Source organism: Mesorhizobium kowhaii (assembly GCF_042431665.1).
GTDB lineage: Bacteria > Pseudomonadota > Alphaproteobacteria > Rhizobiales > Rhizobiaceae > Mesorhizobium > Mesorhizobium kowhaii.
In genome coordinates this window covers 24,906-40,569 of the sequence record NZ_JBHLYT010000008.1, presented here as the reverse complement: position 1 = coordinate 40,569, position 15,664 = coordinate 24,906, and the positions used below count along the sequence as shown (strand labels likewise).

General features: G+C 63.5%; 20 protein-coding genes and 1 pseudogene. 5 read left to right on the top strand and 16 right to left on the bottom strand.

The annotated features are described in order from the left end of the window. Positions 1 to 94: 94 nt before the first annotated feature. The 8 genes and pseudogenes from ACFFNA_RS09880 to ACFFNA_RS09845 form a co-directional block, all read right to left on the bottom strand. Positions 95 to 1,528 (bottom strand): aldehyde dehydrogenase family protein, encoded by a 1,434-nt coding sequence (locus ACFFNA_RS09880; RefSeq protein WP_378917780.1) that lies wholly within the window; start codon positions 1,526 to 1,528, stop codon positions 95 to 97. A 153-nt stretch (positions 1,529 to 1,681) separates the two neighbouring features. Next, a complete protein-coding gene (locus ACFFNA_RS09875) occupies positions 1,682 to 2,152 on the bottom strand; it encodes a GNAT family N-acetyltransferase (protein ID WP_378917778.1) in 471 nt (156 codons plus the stop codon). 222 nt (positions 2,153 to 2,374) lie between these two features. After that, entirely contained in the window at positions 2,375 to 3,115 is a 741-nt protein-coding gene (locus ACFFNA_RS09870; RefSeq protein ID WP_378917776.1) for an SDR family oxidoreductase, read from the bottom strand. Positions 3,116 to 3,178: 63 nt separating this feature from the next. Then, a complete protein-coding gene (locus tag ACFFNA_RS09865; protein ID WP_378917774.1) occupies positions 3,179 to 3,775 on the bottom strand; it encodes a flavodoxin in 597 nt (198 codons plus the stop codon). Positions 3,776 to 3,798: 23 nt separating this feature from the next. After that, positions 3,799 to 4,788 carry an aldo/keto reductase gene (locus tag ACFFNA_RS09860; protein ID WP_378917772.1) on the bottom strand — a complete coding sequence of 330 codons (990 nt, stop codon included), beginning with the start codon at positions 4,786 to 4,788 and terminating at the stop codon, positions 3,799 to 3,801. 19 nt (positions 4,789 to 4,807) lie between these two features. Further along, positions 4,808 to 5,699 (bottom strand): annotated as a pseudogene (locus ACFFNA_RS09855) (aldo/keto reductase). A 48-nt stretch (positions 5,700 to 5,747) separates the two neighbouring features. Next, positions 5,748 to 7,166, bottom strand: a complete 1,419-nt coding sequence (locus ACFFNA_RS09850) for an MFS transporter (RefSeq protein WP_378917770.1) — start codon at positions 7,164 to 7,166, stop codon at positions 5,748 to 5,750. 19 nt (positions 7,167 to 7,185) lie between these two features. Next, positions 7,186 to 7,581, bottom strand: coding sequence for a (R)-mandelonitrile lyase (locus ACFFNA_RS09845; RefSeq protein ID WP_378917768.1), 396 nt, complete (start codon positions 7,579 to 7,581; stop codon positions 7,186 to 7,188). Between the two features lie 168 nt (positions 7,582 to 7,749). Here ACFFNA_RS09845 and ACFFNA_RS09840 point away from each other — a divergent pair, with 168 nt between their 5' ends. The 3 genes from ACFFNA_RS09840 to ACFFNA_RS09830 all read left to right on the top strand — a co-directional run bounded on the left by ACFFNA_RS09840 (position 7,750) and on the right by ACFFNA_RS09830 (position 10,324). Then, positions 7,750 to 8,643, top strand: coding sequence for a LysR family transcriptional regulator (locus ACFFNA_RS09840; RefSeq protein ID WP_378917766.1), 894 nt, complete (start codon positions 7,750 to 7,752; stop codon positions 8,641 to 8,643). Positions 8,644 to 8,728: 85 nt separating this feature from the next. Then, the gene (locus ACFFNA_RS09835; protein WP_378917764.1) at positions 8,729 to 9,115 is read left to right on the top strand and encodes an ester cyclase; all 387 of its coding nucleotides are present in this window, start codon (positions 8,729 to 8,731) and stop codon (positions 9,113 to 9,115) included. 147 nt (positions 9,116 to 9,262) lie between these two features. After that, entirely contained in the window at positions 9,263 to 10,324 is a 1,062-nt protein-coding gene (locus ACFFNA_RS09830) for a YeiH family protein (protein ID WP_378917762.1), read from the top strand. Positions 10,325 to 10,384: 60 nt separating this feature from the next. Here ACFFNA_RS09830 and msrC read toward each other — a convergent pair whose 3' ends face one another. From msrC to ACFFNA_RS09805, 5 genes are all read right to left on the bottom strand, one after another. Beyond that, a complete protein-coding gene (gene msrC / locus ACFFNA_RS09825; RefSeq protein ID WP_378917760.1) occupies positions 10,385 to 10,882 on the bottom strand; it encodes a free L-methionine (R)-S-oxide reductase MsrC in 498 nt (165 codons plus the stop codon). A 181-nt stretch (positions 10,883 to 11,063) separates the two neighbouring features. After that, complete coding sequence (locus tag ACFFNA_RS09820; protein WP_378917758.1) at positions 11,064 to 11,378, bottom strand: GYD domain-containing protein; 315 nt, start codon at positions 11,376 to 11,378, stop codon at positions 11,064 to 11,066. A 289-nt stretch (positions 11,379 to 11,667) separates the two neighbouring features. Then, positions 11,668 to 11,826 carry a hypothetical protein gene (locus tag ACFFNA_RS09815; protein ID WP_167458376.1) on the bottom strand — a complete coding sequence of 53 codons (159 nt, stop codon included), beginning with the start codon at positions 11,824 to 11,826 and terminating at the stop codon, positions 11,668 to 11,670. A 149-nt stretch (positions 11,827 to 11,975) separates the two neighbouring features. Further along, complete coding sequence (gene groL, locus ACFFNA_RS09810) at positions 11,976 to 13,610, bottom strand: chaperonin GroEL (protein ID WP_378917756.1); 1,635 nt, start codon at positions 13,608 to 13,610, stop codon at positions 11,976 to 11,978. 92 nt (positions 13,611 to 13,702) lie between these two features. Further along, positions 13,703 to 14,041 (bottom strand): co-chaperone GroES, encoded by a 339-nt coding sequence (locus ACFFNA_RS09805; protein ID WP_111543237.1) that lies wholly within the window; start codon positions 14,039 to 14,041, stop codon positions 13,703 to 13,705. Between the two features lie 249 nt (positions 14,042 to 14,290). On the opposite strand from ACFFNA_RS09805, the gene ACFFNA_RS09800 reads away from it, so the two are divergent. Then, positions 14,291 to 14,545: a hypothetical protein gene (locus tag ACFFNA_RS09800; protein WP_111543236.1), complete on the top strand. Its 255-nt coding sequence runs from the start codon at positions 14,291 to 14,293 to the stop codon at positions 14,543 to 14,545. Continuing rightward, on the top strand, positions 14,542 to 14,808 hold the full coding sequence (locus ACFFNA_RS09795; protein ID WP_111543235.1) for a DUF1488 family protein: 267 nt from the start codon (positions 14,542 to 14,544) through the stop codon (positions 14,806 to 14,808). Before ACFFNA_RS09800 ends, ACFFNA_RS09795 begins: the two co-directional genes overlap by 4 nt. A gap of 67 nt (positions 14,809 to 14,875) precedes the next feature. Here the strand turns inward: ACFFNA_RS09795 and ACFFNA_RS09790 are convergent, their stop codons facing one another. The 3 genes from ACFFNA_RS09790 to ACFFNA_RS09780 form a co-directional block, all read right to left on the bottom strand. Further along, complete coding sequence (locus ACFFNA_RS09790; protein WP_111543234.1) at positions 14,876 to 15,097, bottom strand: DUF6500 family protein; 222 nt, start codon at positions 15,095 to 15,097, stop codon at positions 14,876 to 14,878. Between the two features lie 72 nt (positions 15,098 to 15,169). Continuing rightward, a complete protein-coding gene (locus ACFFNA_RS09785) occupies positions 15,170 to 15,361 on the bottom strand; it encodes a hypothetical protein (protein ID WP_111543233.1) in 192 nt (63 codons plus the stop codon). A gap of 5 nt (positions 15,362 to 15,366) precedes the next feature. Further along, positions 15,367 to 15,573: a hypothetical protein gene (locus tag ACFFNA_RS09780; protein ID WP_111543232.1), complete on the bottom strand. Its 207-nt coding sequence runs from the start codon at positions 15,571 to 15,573 to the stop codon at positions 15,367 to 15,369. Positions 15,574 to 15,664 lie beyond the last annotated feature (91 nt).

The window sequence follows — 15,664 nt, the reverse complement described above, 5'->3', positions numbered from 1 at the left end:
GGCATATATATAGCACGTATATGCCAAATGGCAAGGATGGGGATCGCGGGCCGCACATCATCAGGGCGGCCCTTGGCGAAACCGGGTCGTGTGCCTACTCCGCCGCCTCGTAACCGGCGATGCCCTTGATTTCGAGAAAATCCTCGAGCCCGTATTCGGCATATTCGCGGCCGTTGCCCGACTGCTTGTAGCCGCCGAACGGCAGGCCGGCGTCCCAGGTCGGATAGTTGATGTAGACATTGCCGGTGCGCATGCGCGCCGCCACTTCGCGCGCCTTCTTCATGTCCTTGGTCTGGATGTAGGAGGCCAGGCCGTAGACGGTGTCGTTGGCGGTGTCGATCACCTCGTCGACGCTGTCATAGGGCATGATCGCCAGCACCGGCCCGAAGATTTCTTCGCGCGCAATGCGCATGTCGTGGGTGACGTCGGCGAACACGGTCGGCCTGATATAATAGCCGCGGTTGAGTTCGGCCGGGCGGCCGGGGCCGCCGGCGACCAGTGTCGCGCCTTCGTCGATGCCGCTCTGGATCAGGTCCTGGATCTTGTCGAACTGGATCTGGCTGACGACCGGGCCGAGCCTGGTGCCGGCAGCGTCCGCCGGACCGACGGTGAACTTCTCCGCCGCCGCCTTGGCATAGCCGGCAGCCTCGTCGTGGCGATCGCGCGGCACGAACATGCGCGTCGGCGCGTTGCAGGACTGGCCGCTGTTGCCGAAGCAGCCGCCGACGCCCTTGGTGACGGCGTTTGCGAGGTCGACATCGGGGAACAGGATGTTGGCCGACTTGCCGCCGAGCTCCTGATGCACGCGCTTGACCGTGTCGGCGGCGGCCTTGGCCACCAGGATGCCGGCGCGGGTCGAACCGGTAAACGACATCATGTCGATGTCGGGATGGCTGGACAGCGCCTGGCCGACGCCCGGTCCGTCACCGTTGACGAGGTTGAAGACGCCCTTCGGCACGCCGGCTTCGTCCAGGATTTCGGCGAAGATGATGGCGTCGAGCGGCGCGATTTCGGAGGGCTTGAGCACCATGGTGCAGCCGGCGGCAAGGGCGGGACCGACCTTGCAGGTGATCTGGTTCAGCGGCCAGTTCCACGGCGTGATCAGGCCGACGACGCCGATCGGCTCCTTGACCACCAGCGAGCTGCCCTTCACATGGCGGAACTCGAAGCTCTTCAGCACGTCGGCCATCTTCTGCAGATGCGCGAGGCCAACGCCGACCTGGCTGTCGAGCGCGAACTGGCGCGGCGCACCCATCTCGCGCGACACGGCCAGCGCCAGATCGGCGCTGCGCTTCTTGTAGACCGCGATGATGCGGTTCAACAGTTCGAGCCGCTCGCCGACCTCGGTAAAGCCAAACGTGTTGAAGGCGCGCTTGGCAGCGGCCACCGCCTTGTCGACATCGGCCTTGGAGCCGAGCGAAATCTGCGCGAAGGCATCCTCGTTCGACGGGTCGATGACGTCGAATGTGTTGGGCACAACCGGATCGACCCACGCGCCATCGATATAGAACTGCAGATTGTGTGACATGGTTTTCTCCCTGAGATGCACCGCATGGCCCTGCCGGCCGTCATATGTGGCTGGAGATAACGATGCACAAACGCCGCTGTCAAACGCAAGAGCCAAGTGATTGAGCCAGCCTGTGCAATATGCCTTCGTCGTCCTGGGGCGGACCGCTCCACATCAGCCTGCCAGCCTCTTGCTCATATAGACCGTCACACCATTCATGAACGGCTCTTCCCGGTCCACGATATAGCCGCATCTTTTGTAGAGCGACACATTGGCCTCGAAGGCGCCATTGGTCAGCAGGCGAAGCTCGCGGCGTCCCGCTTCGATCGCCTTGTGCTCGGCCCGTTCCAGCAAAAGCCGGCCGATGCCCCTGCCCTGCGCCAGCGGTGCGACGCAGACATTCTCGATCCAGAGGTGATCCTCCGCCACCATGGTTTCGATCATCCCGACAATACCGCCATCCTCGACGGCGAGCTCGAACGGATGCTCGGCAACGGCCTTGTCGTAGTCGGTGCGCATCGGCAGCGGCTCGCGGCCGATAACCGGCACCCATTTGGCATAGGCGGCGCGCACGATATCCCTGATCGCGGGGGCATCCGCCGGCTCGGCCGGACGAAGCCGGATGGAAGAAGAATCCTTAGTCATCAAGATGCTCCAGGCATGAAAACCCCGCCGGCGGATGTCGCGGGCGGGGCTGGAAACGAACGAACCGGGCCTATCGTGCCGGTCTTTGTCGTCGCGCAATCAGCTTGCCGCTCCGCATTGTGCAGAAGCGGCGTCGCTTGGTGTTGGCAGGCGCAAAGACGAACATGGCGTCAAGCTGGAGCAGGAACCGCTACGCTGTCAAGGCGGCGGTCGGAGCAACCCTCAATACTCCTGGGCCGTCGGCCGGAACAGGATCTCGTTGATGTCGACCTCGTCGGGCTGGCTCATGGCGAACACCACCGTCCTGGCGAAGGAATCGGCGGGGATCGCCACCCGGTCGTACAGTGCACGCACGCCTTCGGCGACATCGGGCTCGGTGACGCTGTCGGGCAGTTCTGTCGCCACCGCGCCCGGCGAGATGATGGTGGTGCGGATGTTGTAGGGTTTTACTTCCTGGCGCAGGCCCTCCGAGATGATGCGCACCGCGTGCTTGGTCGCGGCATAGACGGCGCCGCCCGGCCCCACCTTGTGGCCGGCCACCGACGACACGTTGATGATATGGCCGCTCTTCTGCGCCTTCATATGCGGCAGCGCGGCGGCGATGCCGTAGAGCACGCCCTTGATGTTGACGTCGATCATCCGGTCCCAATCCTCGACCTTGCCGCGCTCGAGCGGCGAATGCGGCATCAGCCCGGCATTGTTGATGATGACGTCGACCCGGCCATGCATCTTGACCGCATGATCGACGAGACGCCGGACCTGGCCGACATCGGTCACGTCGGTCGCCAGAATGGCGTCCTTGCGGAGCGACAGCTGTTCGGCGAGCGCCTGCAGCCGGTCGAGACGCCGCGCGCCCAGCACCAGCTTCGCGCCCTCTTTGGCGAGAAGCCGCGCGGCGGCTTCGCCCAGCCCGCTGCTGGCGCCAGTGATGACAACGACCTTGTCCCTGATGTTCTCGCTCATGATCTCTTCCTTTTGATTTTTGGCATTGCTGCCGGCCGCAGCTTGGGCGTTCGAGTTGGCGGCTCAGCCGGGCACGTCGACCCGGCCAAGCCAGCCTGTGACCTGCTCGAGCGTCTCGCGTTCCTGGTCGCACTGCTTGGAAAATCCCTCGATGAGCCGCGCCCCTGGCGCATGGTCGGCGAGGACTTTCAGGCTCTGCCCGAGGCCGTAGCCGCCATGGGTGATGAACGGCACCAAGGTCTTGCCGGACAGATCGTGCCGCGACAGGAAGGAGCGGATCACCGAAGGCGCGGTCATGCCCCAGATCGGAAACCCCAAGAAGACCGTTTCATAGGATTTGACGCCCGGCACCGTGGCGGCGAGCGGCGGTTCGAAGCCGGAGTCTCGCTGCTGTTGCGCCACGGCGACCTGTTCCGCGTAGTCTTCGGGATAGGGATTGGCGGTCTGGATCTCGAAGATGTCAGCTCCGCGAGCCCGACCAATCTGGCGCGCGATGACACGCGTATTGCCGGTGCGGGTGTAGTACGCCACCAGAATTTTGGCGCCGCCTGCCGGCCGCGCCTTCGACGCGCTGGCAGGCAGGCTCAATCCAGTGCCCAATGGCAATGCAAGCGCGGTCATCAGTGCACCCCGTCTTGAGAACAGGCTCGGTTTGCTCATCTCGGCCTCCTTGGCGCGTGCCCCTAGCGATCGATCCTTGCCGCTTGTTGCGGCGAATAGCGCTCTCCCTGCACGGCAATCGCCGAGACCGCGTTCTCAATGTCGCGAAGATCGTCGGCCGTCAGCGCAACGGCGGCCGATCCGATGTTCTCCTCGAGGCGATTGAGCTTCGTGGTGCCGGGGATCGGCACGATCCAGGGCTTCCGTGCCAGCAGCCAGGCGAGCGCGACCTGAGCTGGGGTCTCCTTCTTCTCGGCCGCGATCGCAACGATCGCATCGACCAGAGCCTGGTTCGCCTTGCGGGCCTCCTCTGCAAAACGCGGGACGGTGTTGCGGAAGTCGCTGCTGTCGAACGTCGTGTTGGCGTTGATGGCGCCAGTGAGGAAGCCCTTGCCCAATGGACTGAAGGGGACGAAGCCGATCCCCAGTTCTTCGAGGACCGGCAGGATCGCCTCCTCGGGCTCACGCCACCACAGCGAGTATTCGCTTTGAAGCGCGGCGACCGGCTGCACCGCATGCGCGCGCCTGATCGTACGCACGCCCGCCTCGGAGAGGCCGAAATGCTTCACTTTACCCTGTTGGATCAAGTCTTTAACCGCGCCGGCCACCTCTTCGATGGGTACGACCGGATCGACGCGGTGCTGGTAGAGGAGATCGATGTGGTCGGTCCTCAGCCGTTTGAGCGAGGCCTCGACGACGTCGCGGATATGCTCGGGCCGGCTGTCCATGCCGTCGTGTCCGGCTGTACCAGTGATGTCGATGCCGAACTTGGTGGCGATCACCACCTGGTCGCGGATTGGCTGCAGCGCCTCACCGACGACCTCCTCATTCTTGAACGGGCCGTAGACCTCCGCGGTGTCGAAGAAGGTGACGCCGCGCTCGAACGCCGCCCGGATCAGGCGGACTGCATCCGCCGTCTCCATCGGTGCCCCGTAGGATTGGCTCATCCCCATGCAGCCCAGCCCGATGGCCGAGACTTCGAGACCGTTTGTTCCAAGTGTGCGCTTTTGCATTGTTGTTCTCCTTGCTTGCCTAACGATCAATCGCCGCGTCCAGCCCCGCCGACAGCGGAGCGCCCATGATGTCGATGGTGGCAAAGGCGGCGTCGATTTCGGCCAGGTCTTTGGCCGTCAGTTCGACGTCAACCGCCGCCAGATTGTCATCGAGATGCGCCACCTTCGTGCCGCCCGGTATCGGCACGATCCATGGCTTCTGGGCCAGCAGCCAGGCAAGCGCGATCCGGGCCGGCGTGATGCCCTTGCGGCCGGCAAGCCCTTTCAGGAAATCGACCACCTTGAAGTTGGCCTCCAGTGCATCCGGGGTGAAGCGCGGGAAATCCTTCCGCAGGTCGTTGGGGTCGTCGAACCTCATGTCCCTGGTGATCGCGCCGGTGAGGAACCCTTGGCCAAGCGGCCCCCAGGCGACGAGGCCGATGCCAAGCTCTTCGCAGACCGAAAACTTCGTCTGCTCGGGTTCGCGCATCCACAAGGAATAGTGATCCTGGACCGCCGCCACGGGCTGCACGGCATGAGCCTTGCGGATGTTCGCGGTACTCGCCTCGGACAGTCCGAAATGTTTGACCTTGCCTTCTCCGATGAGCGCCTTCACCGCTCCGGCGACATCCTCCATGGGCACGGCCGGGTCAACGCGGTGCTGGTAGAGAACGTCGATGCGGTCGGTGCGCAGACGCTTCAGCGAAGCGTCGACAACCTCGCGGATATGCGCCGGCCGGCTGTCGAGCCCCACCATCTCGCGCTTCTCGTTGATCTTGAAGCCGAACTTCGTGCAGATCAGAACACGATCGCGAACCGGTTCAAGCGCCTCGCCGATCCGTGGCAGGCCCGAGACCGAAGCTCAGCCCCATGCAGCCGAGGCCGATGGCCGAAACCTCCAGGCCGCTTGTTCCGAGTGTGCGTTTTTGCATCGTGGTTCTCTCTCAATTCCTGTTGAAGGCCGCTGGCCTATCTGGAGCTCAGGCATTCGCGCCGGTCGCAACCGCCTGCGCCGCCTTGCGGGGCCGCACGATCAGCGCGCAGACGATCAGCAGCGCCAGCGCCAGCATGGCGGAGCCGGCGGTGACCGCCATGCCGAAGCGGTAGGCGAGCAGCTCTCTTCCATCGAGCGCGCCGGCGCCGACGGCCGCCACGGCAACAAGTACGCCGAGGCCGAGCGAGTTGCCGAGCTGATGGGCGACGTTGACGACGCCCGAGGCTGCGCCGGCATCGGCAGGCACCACGCCGGCAATGCCCGACGTGGTCAGCGGGCTGAGCGCCATGCCTTGCCCGGCGCCGATCAGCACCATCGGCAGTGCCACCCCGGTCAGGTAGGCCGTGTCGAACGAGGCGCGGCTCAGCCAGGCCATCCCCAGCAGGCAGAGCGTGAGGCCGCCGGCCAGCAGGCGGCCATTGCCGAACCGGCGCGTCAGCTGCGGCACCACCATCGCCACGGCGAAATTCACCATTGTCATCGGCAGGAAGGCCATGCCGGTCAGCGATGCCCTGTAGTTGAGGACGCCTTGCAGATATTGCGTGGTGAAGAAAAAGAAGCCGATCATGGCACCCAGGAACAGGATGCGGGCTGCGTATGCGCCGGCGCGCTCGCGGCTGGCGAACAGCCGCAGCGGCATGATCGGCTGCCTTGCCTTCCACTCGTTGACAACGAAGACGCCAAGCAGCAGCACAGCACCGGCCAGCGACGCGATCGTGCCGGCATTCGTCCAGCCGGTGTCGGCCGAACGGATGAAGCCGTAGACAAGCGCCGTCATGCCGACGGTTGAGGTGAGTGCGCCGACGATGTCGAGCGCACCGGCGCGCCGCTCGGTTTCCACGATGTATCGGCGCGCGGCGATGATCATGGCGATGCCGATGGGGAGATTGATGAAGAAGCCGACGCGCCACGAGATCCAGTCGGCAAGCACGCCGCCCAGCACCAGGCCGACGCTGGCCGCGACACCGGCCACGGCGCTGTAATAGGACACGGCACGGGTGCGCTCGGAGCCTTCGGCAAAGGTGGTCTGCAGCAAAGCGAGCGTCGAGGGCGCCAGGATGGCGGCGCCAAGGCCCTGGATTGCCCGCGCACTGATCATCCAGGCCGCCGATTGCGCCGCACCGATCGCCAGCGAGGCAACGGTGAACAGGGCGAGACCAACGATGAGCATGCGCCGGCGGCCCAGAATGTCTCCCGCCCGCGCGCCGAGGAGCAGGAAGCCGCCGAAGGTCAAGGTATAGGCGCTCTGCACCCATGCCAGCCCGGCATCCGTGAAGCCGAGGCCTTGATGGATCCTGGGCAGGCCGGTGAGCACGATCGAGGTATCGAGCACGATCATGACATAGCTGACGAGGATGATCGCCAGGATGGCCGTTTTGTGCGGTGCGGTCGCGGGCATGGACATTTTTTGCTGGCTCCGGCGATCAGGCCTGGTACTGCGCGTCGCTGACATGCTCCATCCAGTCGACGGACTTGCCGTCCAGCGCTTCCTGGATGGCGATGTGGGTCATGGCTGTGGTCGGTGCCGCGCCATGCCAGTGCTTCTCGCCCGGCTCGAAGCGAACCACGTCGCCGGGCCGGATCTCCTCGACCGGGCCGCCCTCGCGCTGCACGCGGCCGCAGCCGGCGGTGACGATCAGCAGCTGGCCGAGCGGATGGGTGTGCCATGCGGTGCGCGCGCCGGGCTCGAAGGTGACGGCATTGCCGGCCGCGCGCGCCGGTGCGATGGCTTGAAACAGCGGATCGATGCGCACCGTGCCGGTGAACCAGTCGCCCGGACCCTTGCCGGAGGCTTGAGAGCCGCTTCGCTTGATGTCCATGGTTTTGTCCCTTTTCACGCGGGGTCCGCCCTCAAACGAGGCAAGTCGCTGCCGCCATTTTCAGGGCCGCCTGATTTGGCGCCCGATTGTGATGGTGCCTATTTAGGGCCTGCGATTGATCGCGATTAGCTGCTATATCCGGCATGTACTTATGAGAAGGATTCATGAATGCCGCGAGACAATCTGAACGAACTGACCGCCTTCCTCGCCGTCGCGCGTGAACAGAGCTTCACCAGGGCGGCGGCCAAGCTCGGCGTCTCGCAATCGGCACTCAGCCACACATTGCGGGCGCTGGAGGAGCGGCTGGGTGTACGGCTTCTGACCCGCACCACGCGCAGCGTCTCGCCGACCGAGGCGGGCGAGCGCCTGGCTCGCAGCATTGGGCCGAGGCTCGACGAGATCGAGATGGAACTCGCCGCCTTGAGCGCGTTGCGCGAAAAACCCGCCGGCACCATCCGCATCACCGCCGGCGAACATGCCGCCGATGCGGTCCTGTGGCCGGCGATCGCCGGGCTGCTGCCCGACTATCCCGACATCAGGATAGAGATCATCGTCGACTACGGCCTGACCGACATCGTCGCCGAACGCTACGACGCCGGCGTGCGGCTTGGCGAACAGGTGGCGCGCGACATGATCGCGGTGCGCATCGGCCCCGACATGCGCATGGCGGTGGTCGGCGCACCGGCCTACTTCGCTGCCCGGCCAAAGCCGCGCACGCCGCAGGACCTGACCACCCACAATTGCATCAATTTGCGCCTGCCGACCTATGGCGGGCTCTATGCCTGGGAGTTCGAGAAGGCGGGCCGCGAACTGAAGGTGCGCGTCGAAGGCCAGATGGTGTTCAACACAGCCGCGCTACGGTTGAATGCCGTGCTCGCCGGCTTGGGTCTTGCCTATCTGCCCGAAGACCAGGTGCATGCGCACCTTGCCGACGGCCGGCTGGTGCGGGTGCTGGCCGACTGGTGCCCGCCCTTCCCCGGCTACCACCTCTATTACCCCAGCCGCCGGCAGGCGACGCCGGCCTTCTCGCTGCTGGTCGAGGCCTTGCGCTATCGCGGCTAGATGCGAACGATCTGGATTGCATCCAAGGCCGTTCTATCTTCCTGCGCCAGCGTGATCCTTTCTGAAAAGCACCGGAGCCATTGCCGTGACCGATACCGACCTTGCCGACACCTATCGCGGCTATATCGCTTGCCTCAACAATCAGGACTGGCGGAACCTGCACCGGTTCGTCCATGACGAGGTGCACTACAACGGTGACCGGATCGGGCTGTCAGGCTATCGCAAGATGCTGGAGCGGGATTTTTCCGAGATTCCGGACCTCTATTTCGACATCCAGCTGCTGATCTCCGACACACCTTTCATAGCGAGCCGGCTTCAATTCAACTGCGCGCCAACGGGAAACTTCCTTGGCCTGCCGGTCAACGGCAGGAAGGTTTCCTTCAGCGAGAATGTCTTCTATGAGTTTCTCGACGGCAGGATCAGGCATGTCTGGTCGGTCATCGACAAGGCGGCGATCGAAGCCCAGCTTTAATGCACGTCGCCCAAAAGTACCTGCTGATTCCTGCATTGAGGCGAACGGCAATCGTTCGTAAAAATCGATCATTCTGACGAAAATAATTCGTTGGAAAGATCGGTTAAGGAATGGCATTCCTCCAGCGTACCCGCCTGGAGCATTGCATTGTCTTCCCTTACCCACATCGCGAACGATATTCCGAAAAGCCTGATTTCCGCCGAACTCGCCCAAGGGCGAAAGTCCCTCAATTCGGTGTGGAACGGCGTTGTGCCCGGCATCGTGCTGGTCGCGATGATATCAGGCGTCGCCTTCTCGGCCCGCAATGTCTCGGGCTTCGCTCTGTTCAGCCCGATGATCCTCGCCGTCGTCGCCGGCATGATCTATTCCAACGTGCTCGGCACCCCCGCCCACGCCAAGGCAGGCATCGCGTTTTCGCAGCGCCGGCTGCTGCGTTTCGCTATCGTGCTGCTCGGCTTCCAGCTGACGCTTGGCCAGGTGGTGTCGATCGGCGCCGGCGGCGTCGGCATCGTGGCGCTGACGCTTGGCGCCACCTTCGTCTTCACCATCACGCTCGGCCGGCTGATCGGCGTCGACGCCAAGCTGGCACAGCTGATCGCCGCCGGCACTTCGATCTGCGGCGCATCGGCCATCGTCGCCACCAACATCGTCACCGACGCGCGCGACGAGGACGTCACCTACGCTGTCGCCTCGATCACGCTGTTCGGCACCGTCGCCATGCTTGGCTTCCCGCTGCTGGCGCCCGTGCTCGGCCTCGACCAGCACGCCTTCGGCCTGTGGGCCGGCGCCTCCATCCACGAGGTGGCGCAAGTCATCGGCGCCGGCTTCCAGAACGGCACCCAGTCCGGCGAGATCGCGACCGTCGCCAAGCTCACGCGCGTCGCCATGCTGGCGCCGATGGTGATCGCGCTCGGCCTGATGGCGCGCCGCAAGAGCAGCGACCAGACGGCAGCACGGCCGCCCATGCCGTGGTTCGTCGCCGCCTTCGTCGCTGTCGTGGCGCTGAACAGCTTGGTCACCGTGCCGCCCGAAGTGAAGTCGGCGATGGCGCTCGCCACCACCATCATGCTCACCATGGGGCTGGCCGCCATGGGGCTGCAGGCCGACATCTCGCAGCTGCGCTCGCGCGGCCTGCGGCCACTGGCGCTCGCCTTCTCGGCCTTCCTGTTCATCGGCTGCTTCAGCCTGATGCTGGTGAAACTCGTCTAGACCAGGCCAGGGCATGTTGAGATTCAGGTCAGGCCGGCCTCACCTAGATATCAATATGCCCTAGTCCTCGAAGGAGCTCGCGGCGGCATAGATCGCCGCCAGCGTCTCGATGCCGGCCTGGTCGGCCTTGTCGAAGCGGCCGGGCAACGGGCTGTCGAGATCGAGCACGCCGAAGACGCCGTCATCGTCTTCGAGCAGCACAACCAGTTCCGAGCGCGAGTCGGCGTCGCAGGCGATGTGGCCGGGAAACTCATGCACGTCCTTGATCAGCATCGAGGTGCCGAGTTCGACCGCCGTTCCGCACACGCCCTTGCCGACCGCGATGCGCACGCAGGCCGGTTTGCCCTGGAACGGCCCGAGCACCATTTCCTCGTCGGATTGCAGGAAATAGAAGCCGGCCCAGTTGAGGTCCGGTACCATCTGGAAGATCAACGCGGCGGTGTTGGCGGCGTTGGCGATCGAATCGCGTTCGTCCTCGAGCAGCGCCTTAAGCTGGGTGGCGAGGTCGCGATAGAACGCGGCCTTGTCTGACGTGTCGATGGCCTTGGCCGCAAACATCACTTGTCTCCGTATCGAGGATCGCGGTTTCCGTTTCCGCAAGCTCTGCACCAAACGACCACCGGACGATACTAGCGTGAATTCCGGTGGCAGCGAAAGTCGGGAGAAGATGCCCTGTCCGACACTCGGCAGCACGGCACGTCCATCGAACCGTGCTGCCTTGATCAACAAGGCAAGTTCATTAGCCGGCGGGTTTGTACACGCCAGCAGCCTTGTTGGCAGCCGCGAGCACTGCCTTCATGTCGAGTTCTTCCAGTACAACCATCTCGGTCAGCGAGCCGCTCGCTCGCACCGCAAGGGATAAGCCCATCCCCGCGGCCTGGTCCGGCACCTCGCCATTGACGACGACGTCATAGATGCCGCGCGTGAACATCACGCTGCTCACCTTGCCGCCAACGCTTTCAAAAAGTGCCTTGACCGCAGCTTGCCTGTCTGAGCCTTGCATCAATCCTTTGGCGGCATGAGGCGCATAGTTTGCCAATATGGTCACTTTCATGGGTGTTCCTCCGAATGTTACTGTCTCGTGGCTGCTCAGTAATTCGAGCGGCACGGACTGACCTATTTTTCGGTAACGACCGCAGGCGTCCTTGGACGCCTTGGCAGCCAAAGGACCCACTGCCGGATAAATATGCGCTGAAGCTAATATAATAACAATACCAGACTCGCCGATACCGCCGACAGGAAGGTGTCCGGCTGGACCACGCTCGGTCGGCGCGATCGTCTCGCGCCGCTGACGCGCGATGTGGTGCTGGCGTTGCGTGGAAGGCAGCGGCGGCGCCGCAGATTCACATCGGGCGTTTGGGTTCGCTCTTTGATGGCGCTGCCGTGTCGGAATCGGATTTCTTGTGCTTGTCGGCGGCAATCCTGCGGATGCGGTCGAAGCGGCTTTCCTCGGTGATTTCGGTCGTGACGACCGTCTCTGGCTTCTGCACGAACGTGATCATGGATCCGTCTCCTGGGCTAGAGGCCTGCGCGCCGGGAGAGACTGCCCCCGGCGGTAATTATCTGACTTCAGTGATGAGCCGGCGCGGCAGATTCAGGTCAGGCCCGCGAAGGTGGCTTTTATGAAACCACCTTCGCAGCCGGCTGAATCTTAGTAGCCGCCCATGCCGCCACCGCCGCCGCCACCCGCAGGTGCCGCGTCCTTGGCCGGGATGTCGGTGATCATGGCCTCAGCCGTGATCAAAAGCGCCGCAATCGAGCCGGCATCCTGCAGTGCGGTGCGCACCACTTTCGCCGGGTCGACGATGCCTGCCTTGATCATGTCGACATAGACCTCGTTCTGGGCGTCAAAGCCCTGATTGTGGTCCTTGCTGTCGGTGAGCTTGCCGACGACGATCGAGCCTTCGACGCCGGAATTCTCGGCGATCTGGCGGATCGGCGCTTCGAGTGCGCGAAGCACGATCGAGATGCCCGCGGTGACATCGGCATTGGTGCCGGTCAGGCCGGCAAGCGCCGACCTTGCGCGCAGCAAAGCCACGCCGCCGCCGGGCACGATGCCTTCTTCAACCGCCGCGCGCGTCGCATTCAGCGCGTCGTCGATGCGGTCCTTCTTTTCCTTGACTTCCGACTCGGTGGCACCGCCGACGCGGATGACGGCAACGCCGCCGGAGAGCTTGGCCAGCCGCTCCTGCAGCTTTTCCTTGTCGTAGTCCGAGGTGGTCTCCTCGATCTGGCCCTTGATCTGGGCGACGCGCGCCTGGATGGTCGCCTTGGTGCCGGCGCCGTCGATGATCGTGGTGGTGTCCTTCTCGATCAGCACGCGCTTGGCGCGGCCGAGCATCTCAATGGTGACGTTTTCGAGCTTGATGCCGAGATCCTCGGAAATCATCTGGCCGGCGGTGAGCACGGCGATGTCTTCCAGCATCGCCTTGCGGCGATCGCCGAAGCCCGGCGCCTTGACGGCCGCGACCTTGAGGCCGCCGCGCAGCTTGTTGACGACCAGCGTAGCGAGCGCTTCGCCTTCGACGTCCTCGGAGATGATCAGCAGCGGCCTGCCGCTCTGCACCACCGCTTCGAGGATCGGCAGCATCGCCTGCAGATTGCCGAGCTTCTTCTCGTGGATGAGCACATAGGGCTCTTCCAGCTCGACGCGCATCTTGTCGGCATTGGTGACGAAATAGGGTGAGAGATAGCCGCGGTCGAACTGCATGCCTTCGACGACATCGAGCTCGGTGTCGGCGGTCTTGGCTTCCTCGACGGTGATGACGCCGTCATTGCCGACCTTGTCCATCGCCTTGGCGATCATCTCGCCGACGCTGGCGTCGCCATTGGCGGCGATGGTGCCGACCTGCGCGATCTCGGCCGACGACTTGACCTTCTTGGCCCGCGCCTTGATTTCCCCAACCACGGCGGTGACCGCCTGGTCGATGCCGCGCTTCAAGTCCATCGGGTTCATGCCGGCGGCGACCAGCTTGGCGCCTTCGCGCAGGATCGAGGCGGCCAGCACCGTGGCGGTGGTGGTGCCGTCACCGGCGAGGTCGTTGGTCTTCGAGGCCACTTCGCGCACCATCTGCGCGCCCATGTTCTCGAACTTGTCGGCAAGCTCGATTTCCTTGGCGACGGTGACGCCGTCCTTGGTGATGCGCGGCGCGCCATAGGCCTTGTCGATGATGACGTTGCGGCCCTTGGGGCCGAGCGTGACCTTCACCGCATTGGTGAGGATCTCGACGCCGCGCAGCATGCGGTCGCGCGCATCGGTGGAGAATTTGATTTCCTTGGCAGACATGATTTTTCATCCAGTTCGGTTGAGGAAGGCAGAGCCCTGCCCTCCATAGATCAATGCTCGGAGCGCATCCCGAAGGATGCGCTTCGCTCCAGTCAGGCGGCCTTCTTGGCCTTGGTGGCCTTCTCGATGACGTCCGTCTCGCTCTTGTCGATGACGCCCATGATGTCGGCTTCCTTCATGATCAGCAGGTCTTCACCGTCGATCTTGACCTCGGTGCCCGACCATTTGCCGAACAGGATGAAGTCGCCGGCCTTGACGTCAAGTGGAACAAGCGCGCCGTTTTCGTCGCGTGCACCGGGGCCGACGGCGATGACTTCGCCTTCCTGCGGCTTTTCCTTTGCATTGTCGGGAATGATGATACCGCCCTTGGATTTGGTGTCGCCTTCGGCGCGCCGGATGACAACGCGATCATGGAGTGGCCGAAATTTCATGGGAACTTCTTTCTGGGGCCGGCACAGGCGGCCACGCCCGTCCTATATAGACGCGTTGGCACTCGATAGATAGGAGTGCCAAAAATTATTCGCCGCCGGAATTAAATATTCAAAAGTATTATTTCGCCACCTGGTTTCGTGATATCGCCGGTTGGTCAAATAATTCAAAAATTTGAATTTTGCCGATTGAGTGCCTATTTATCGGACAAGTTCGTTTTCACGATTTCAGGGACAAGGGAGATTTCTTCGATGGCCGAAGGCAATCAGACGATCATGGAAAAAGCTGAAGCCCGCTTTGTCGACAAGCAGAAGAAAACGGCGGAGCGCAACAAGGCGACCGCCGAGTACATGTCCGAGGCACGGGCCAGGGAGATCAAGACGGCAAGGCTGCGGGAGTTGCGACTGGCCAAGGAAGAGGCAGACCGCGTTGCCGAAGCCCTGAACCCGACGCCGAAGAAGAAGCGGGTGGTCAAGAAGGCCGCCGCGACGGAGGTGAAGACATGAGCCTGACCTTTCCCAACCGCAGCCGCAGCTATGACGAAGCCGGCAAGCGCATTCGCTTCGTCGGCCATGACGGCATGTTCCAGATTTCGTTCTCCGTCGCCGCCGATGCCATGGCCAAGATGCAGCCGGCGACCGTGAGCAATGAAGCCGGCTACCTCGCCACATTCGACACCGAGAGCAGCGCCATCCGCGACGTGGCGTCGAGGGCCTACGACCGCACCCGAAAGAGCATGTATGTGCTGACGGCCGCCGATTTCGGCTGATCAGCCCAATGCATGTCGCTCGAAAGCGGCCTCGGTTTTGAGACAAAGACATGCATGGAAACGAAGATTAAAAGTCCATCTTCTCGACCATGGTGCGTATCTTTTCAGCCTTTTCAAAATGGTCGAGGCGGTGGGTTCTGATCCACCATTCGGCGGCTTCCATCAACAGGTCGGGGTCGTCGTTCCGGTTGGCGAAGAACGCGTAGAACGACAAGCCGACGCCAGGCCCCTTTTCGGAAATCTTGCGGTCGCAGACCTCCAGTATCTTCTGCTTCAGGCTGGCTCTCACGGGGGACCTCTGATTTGCGGTGCGGCAGCTCTGCCGGCGGCCAAACGTCGCCCTCGGCAGTGGCTGGACAGGTCAGGACTTGCGCTCCGCCCTCTCGCGGCGCTTGACGTCACGGACATTCATCTGCACGACCATGTCCTCGGCCTCGCGCGGGCCCATCCCGACCATCACCTTTTGCCGGATCACGGCAGGCTGGCCGGTGAAGACATCGATGATGGTCCAGCTCTGGGGCAGCTCCATGCGCAGCGTGTAGCGACTGGCCATGCCGGTCAGCCCTGCATCATGAAGAACACCGCGGCCAGGATCAGCACTGTCCAGGCGACGACCGACAGCTTCAGCACCATGCCGCCATGCGCGGCCAGAAACTCCCGCAGCCGCAACGCGACACTTGCCGACGAGACCGGCGCCGTGACGGTGGCGACAGGCGACTTGGCGCCAAGTTTTCCAAACACGGGCAGCAGCGACGGTTCACGCACGGAAATGACCTCAGATATTGGGAAGGAGCCGGAGCAAGGATGCTCGCTTGCCTTTCATAGCACTCTTTTCGCGAGCGCCCTGCATGCCAAA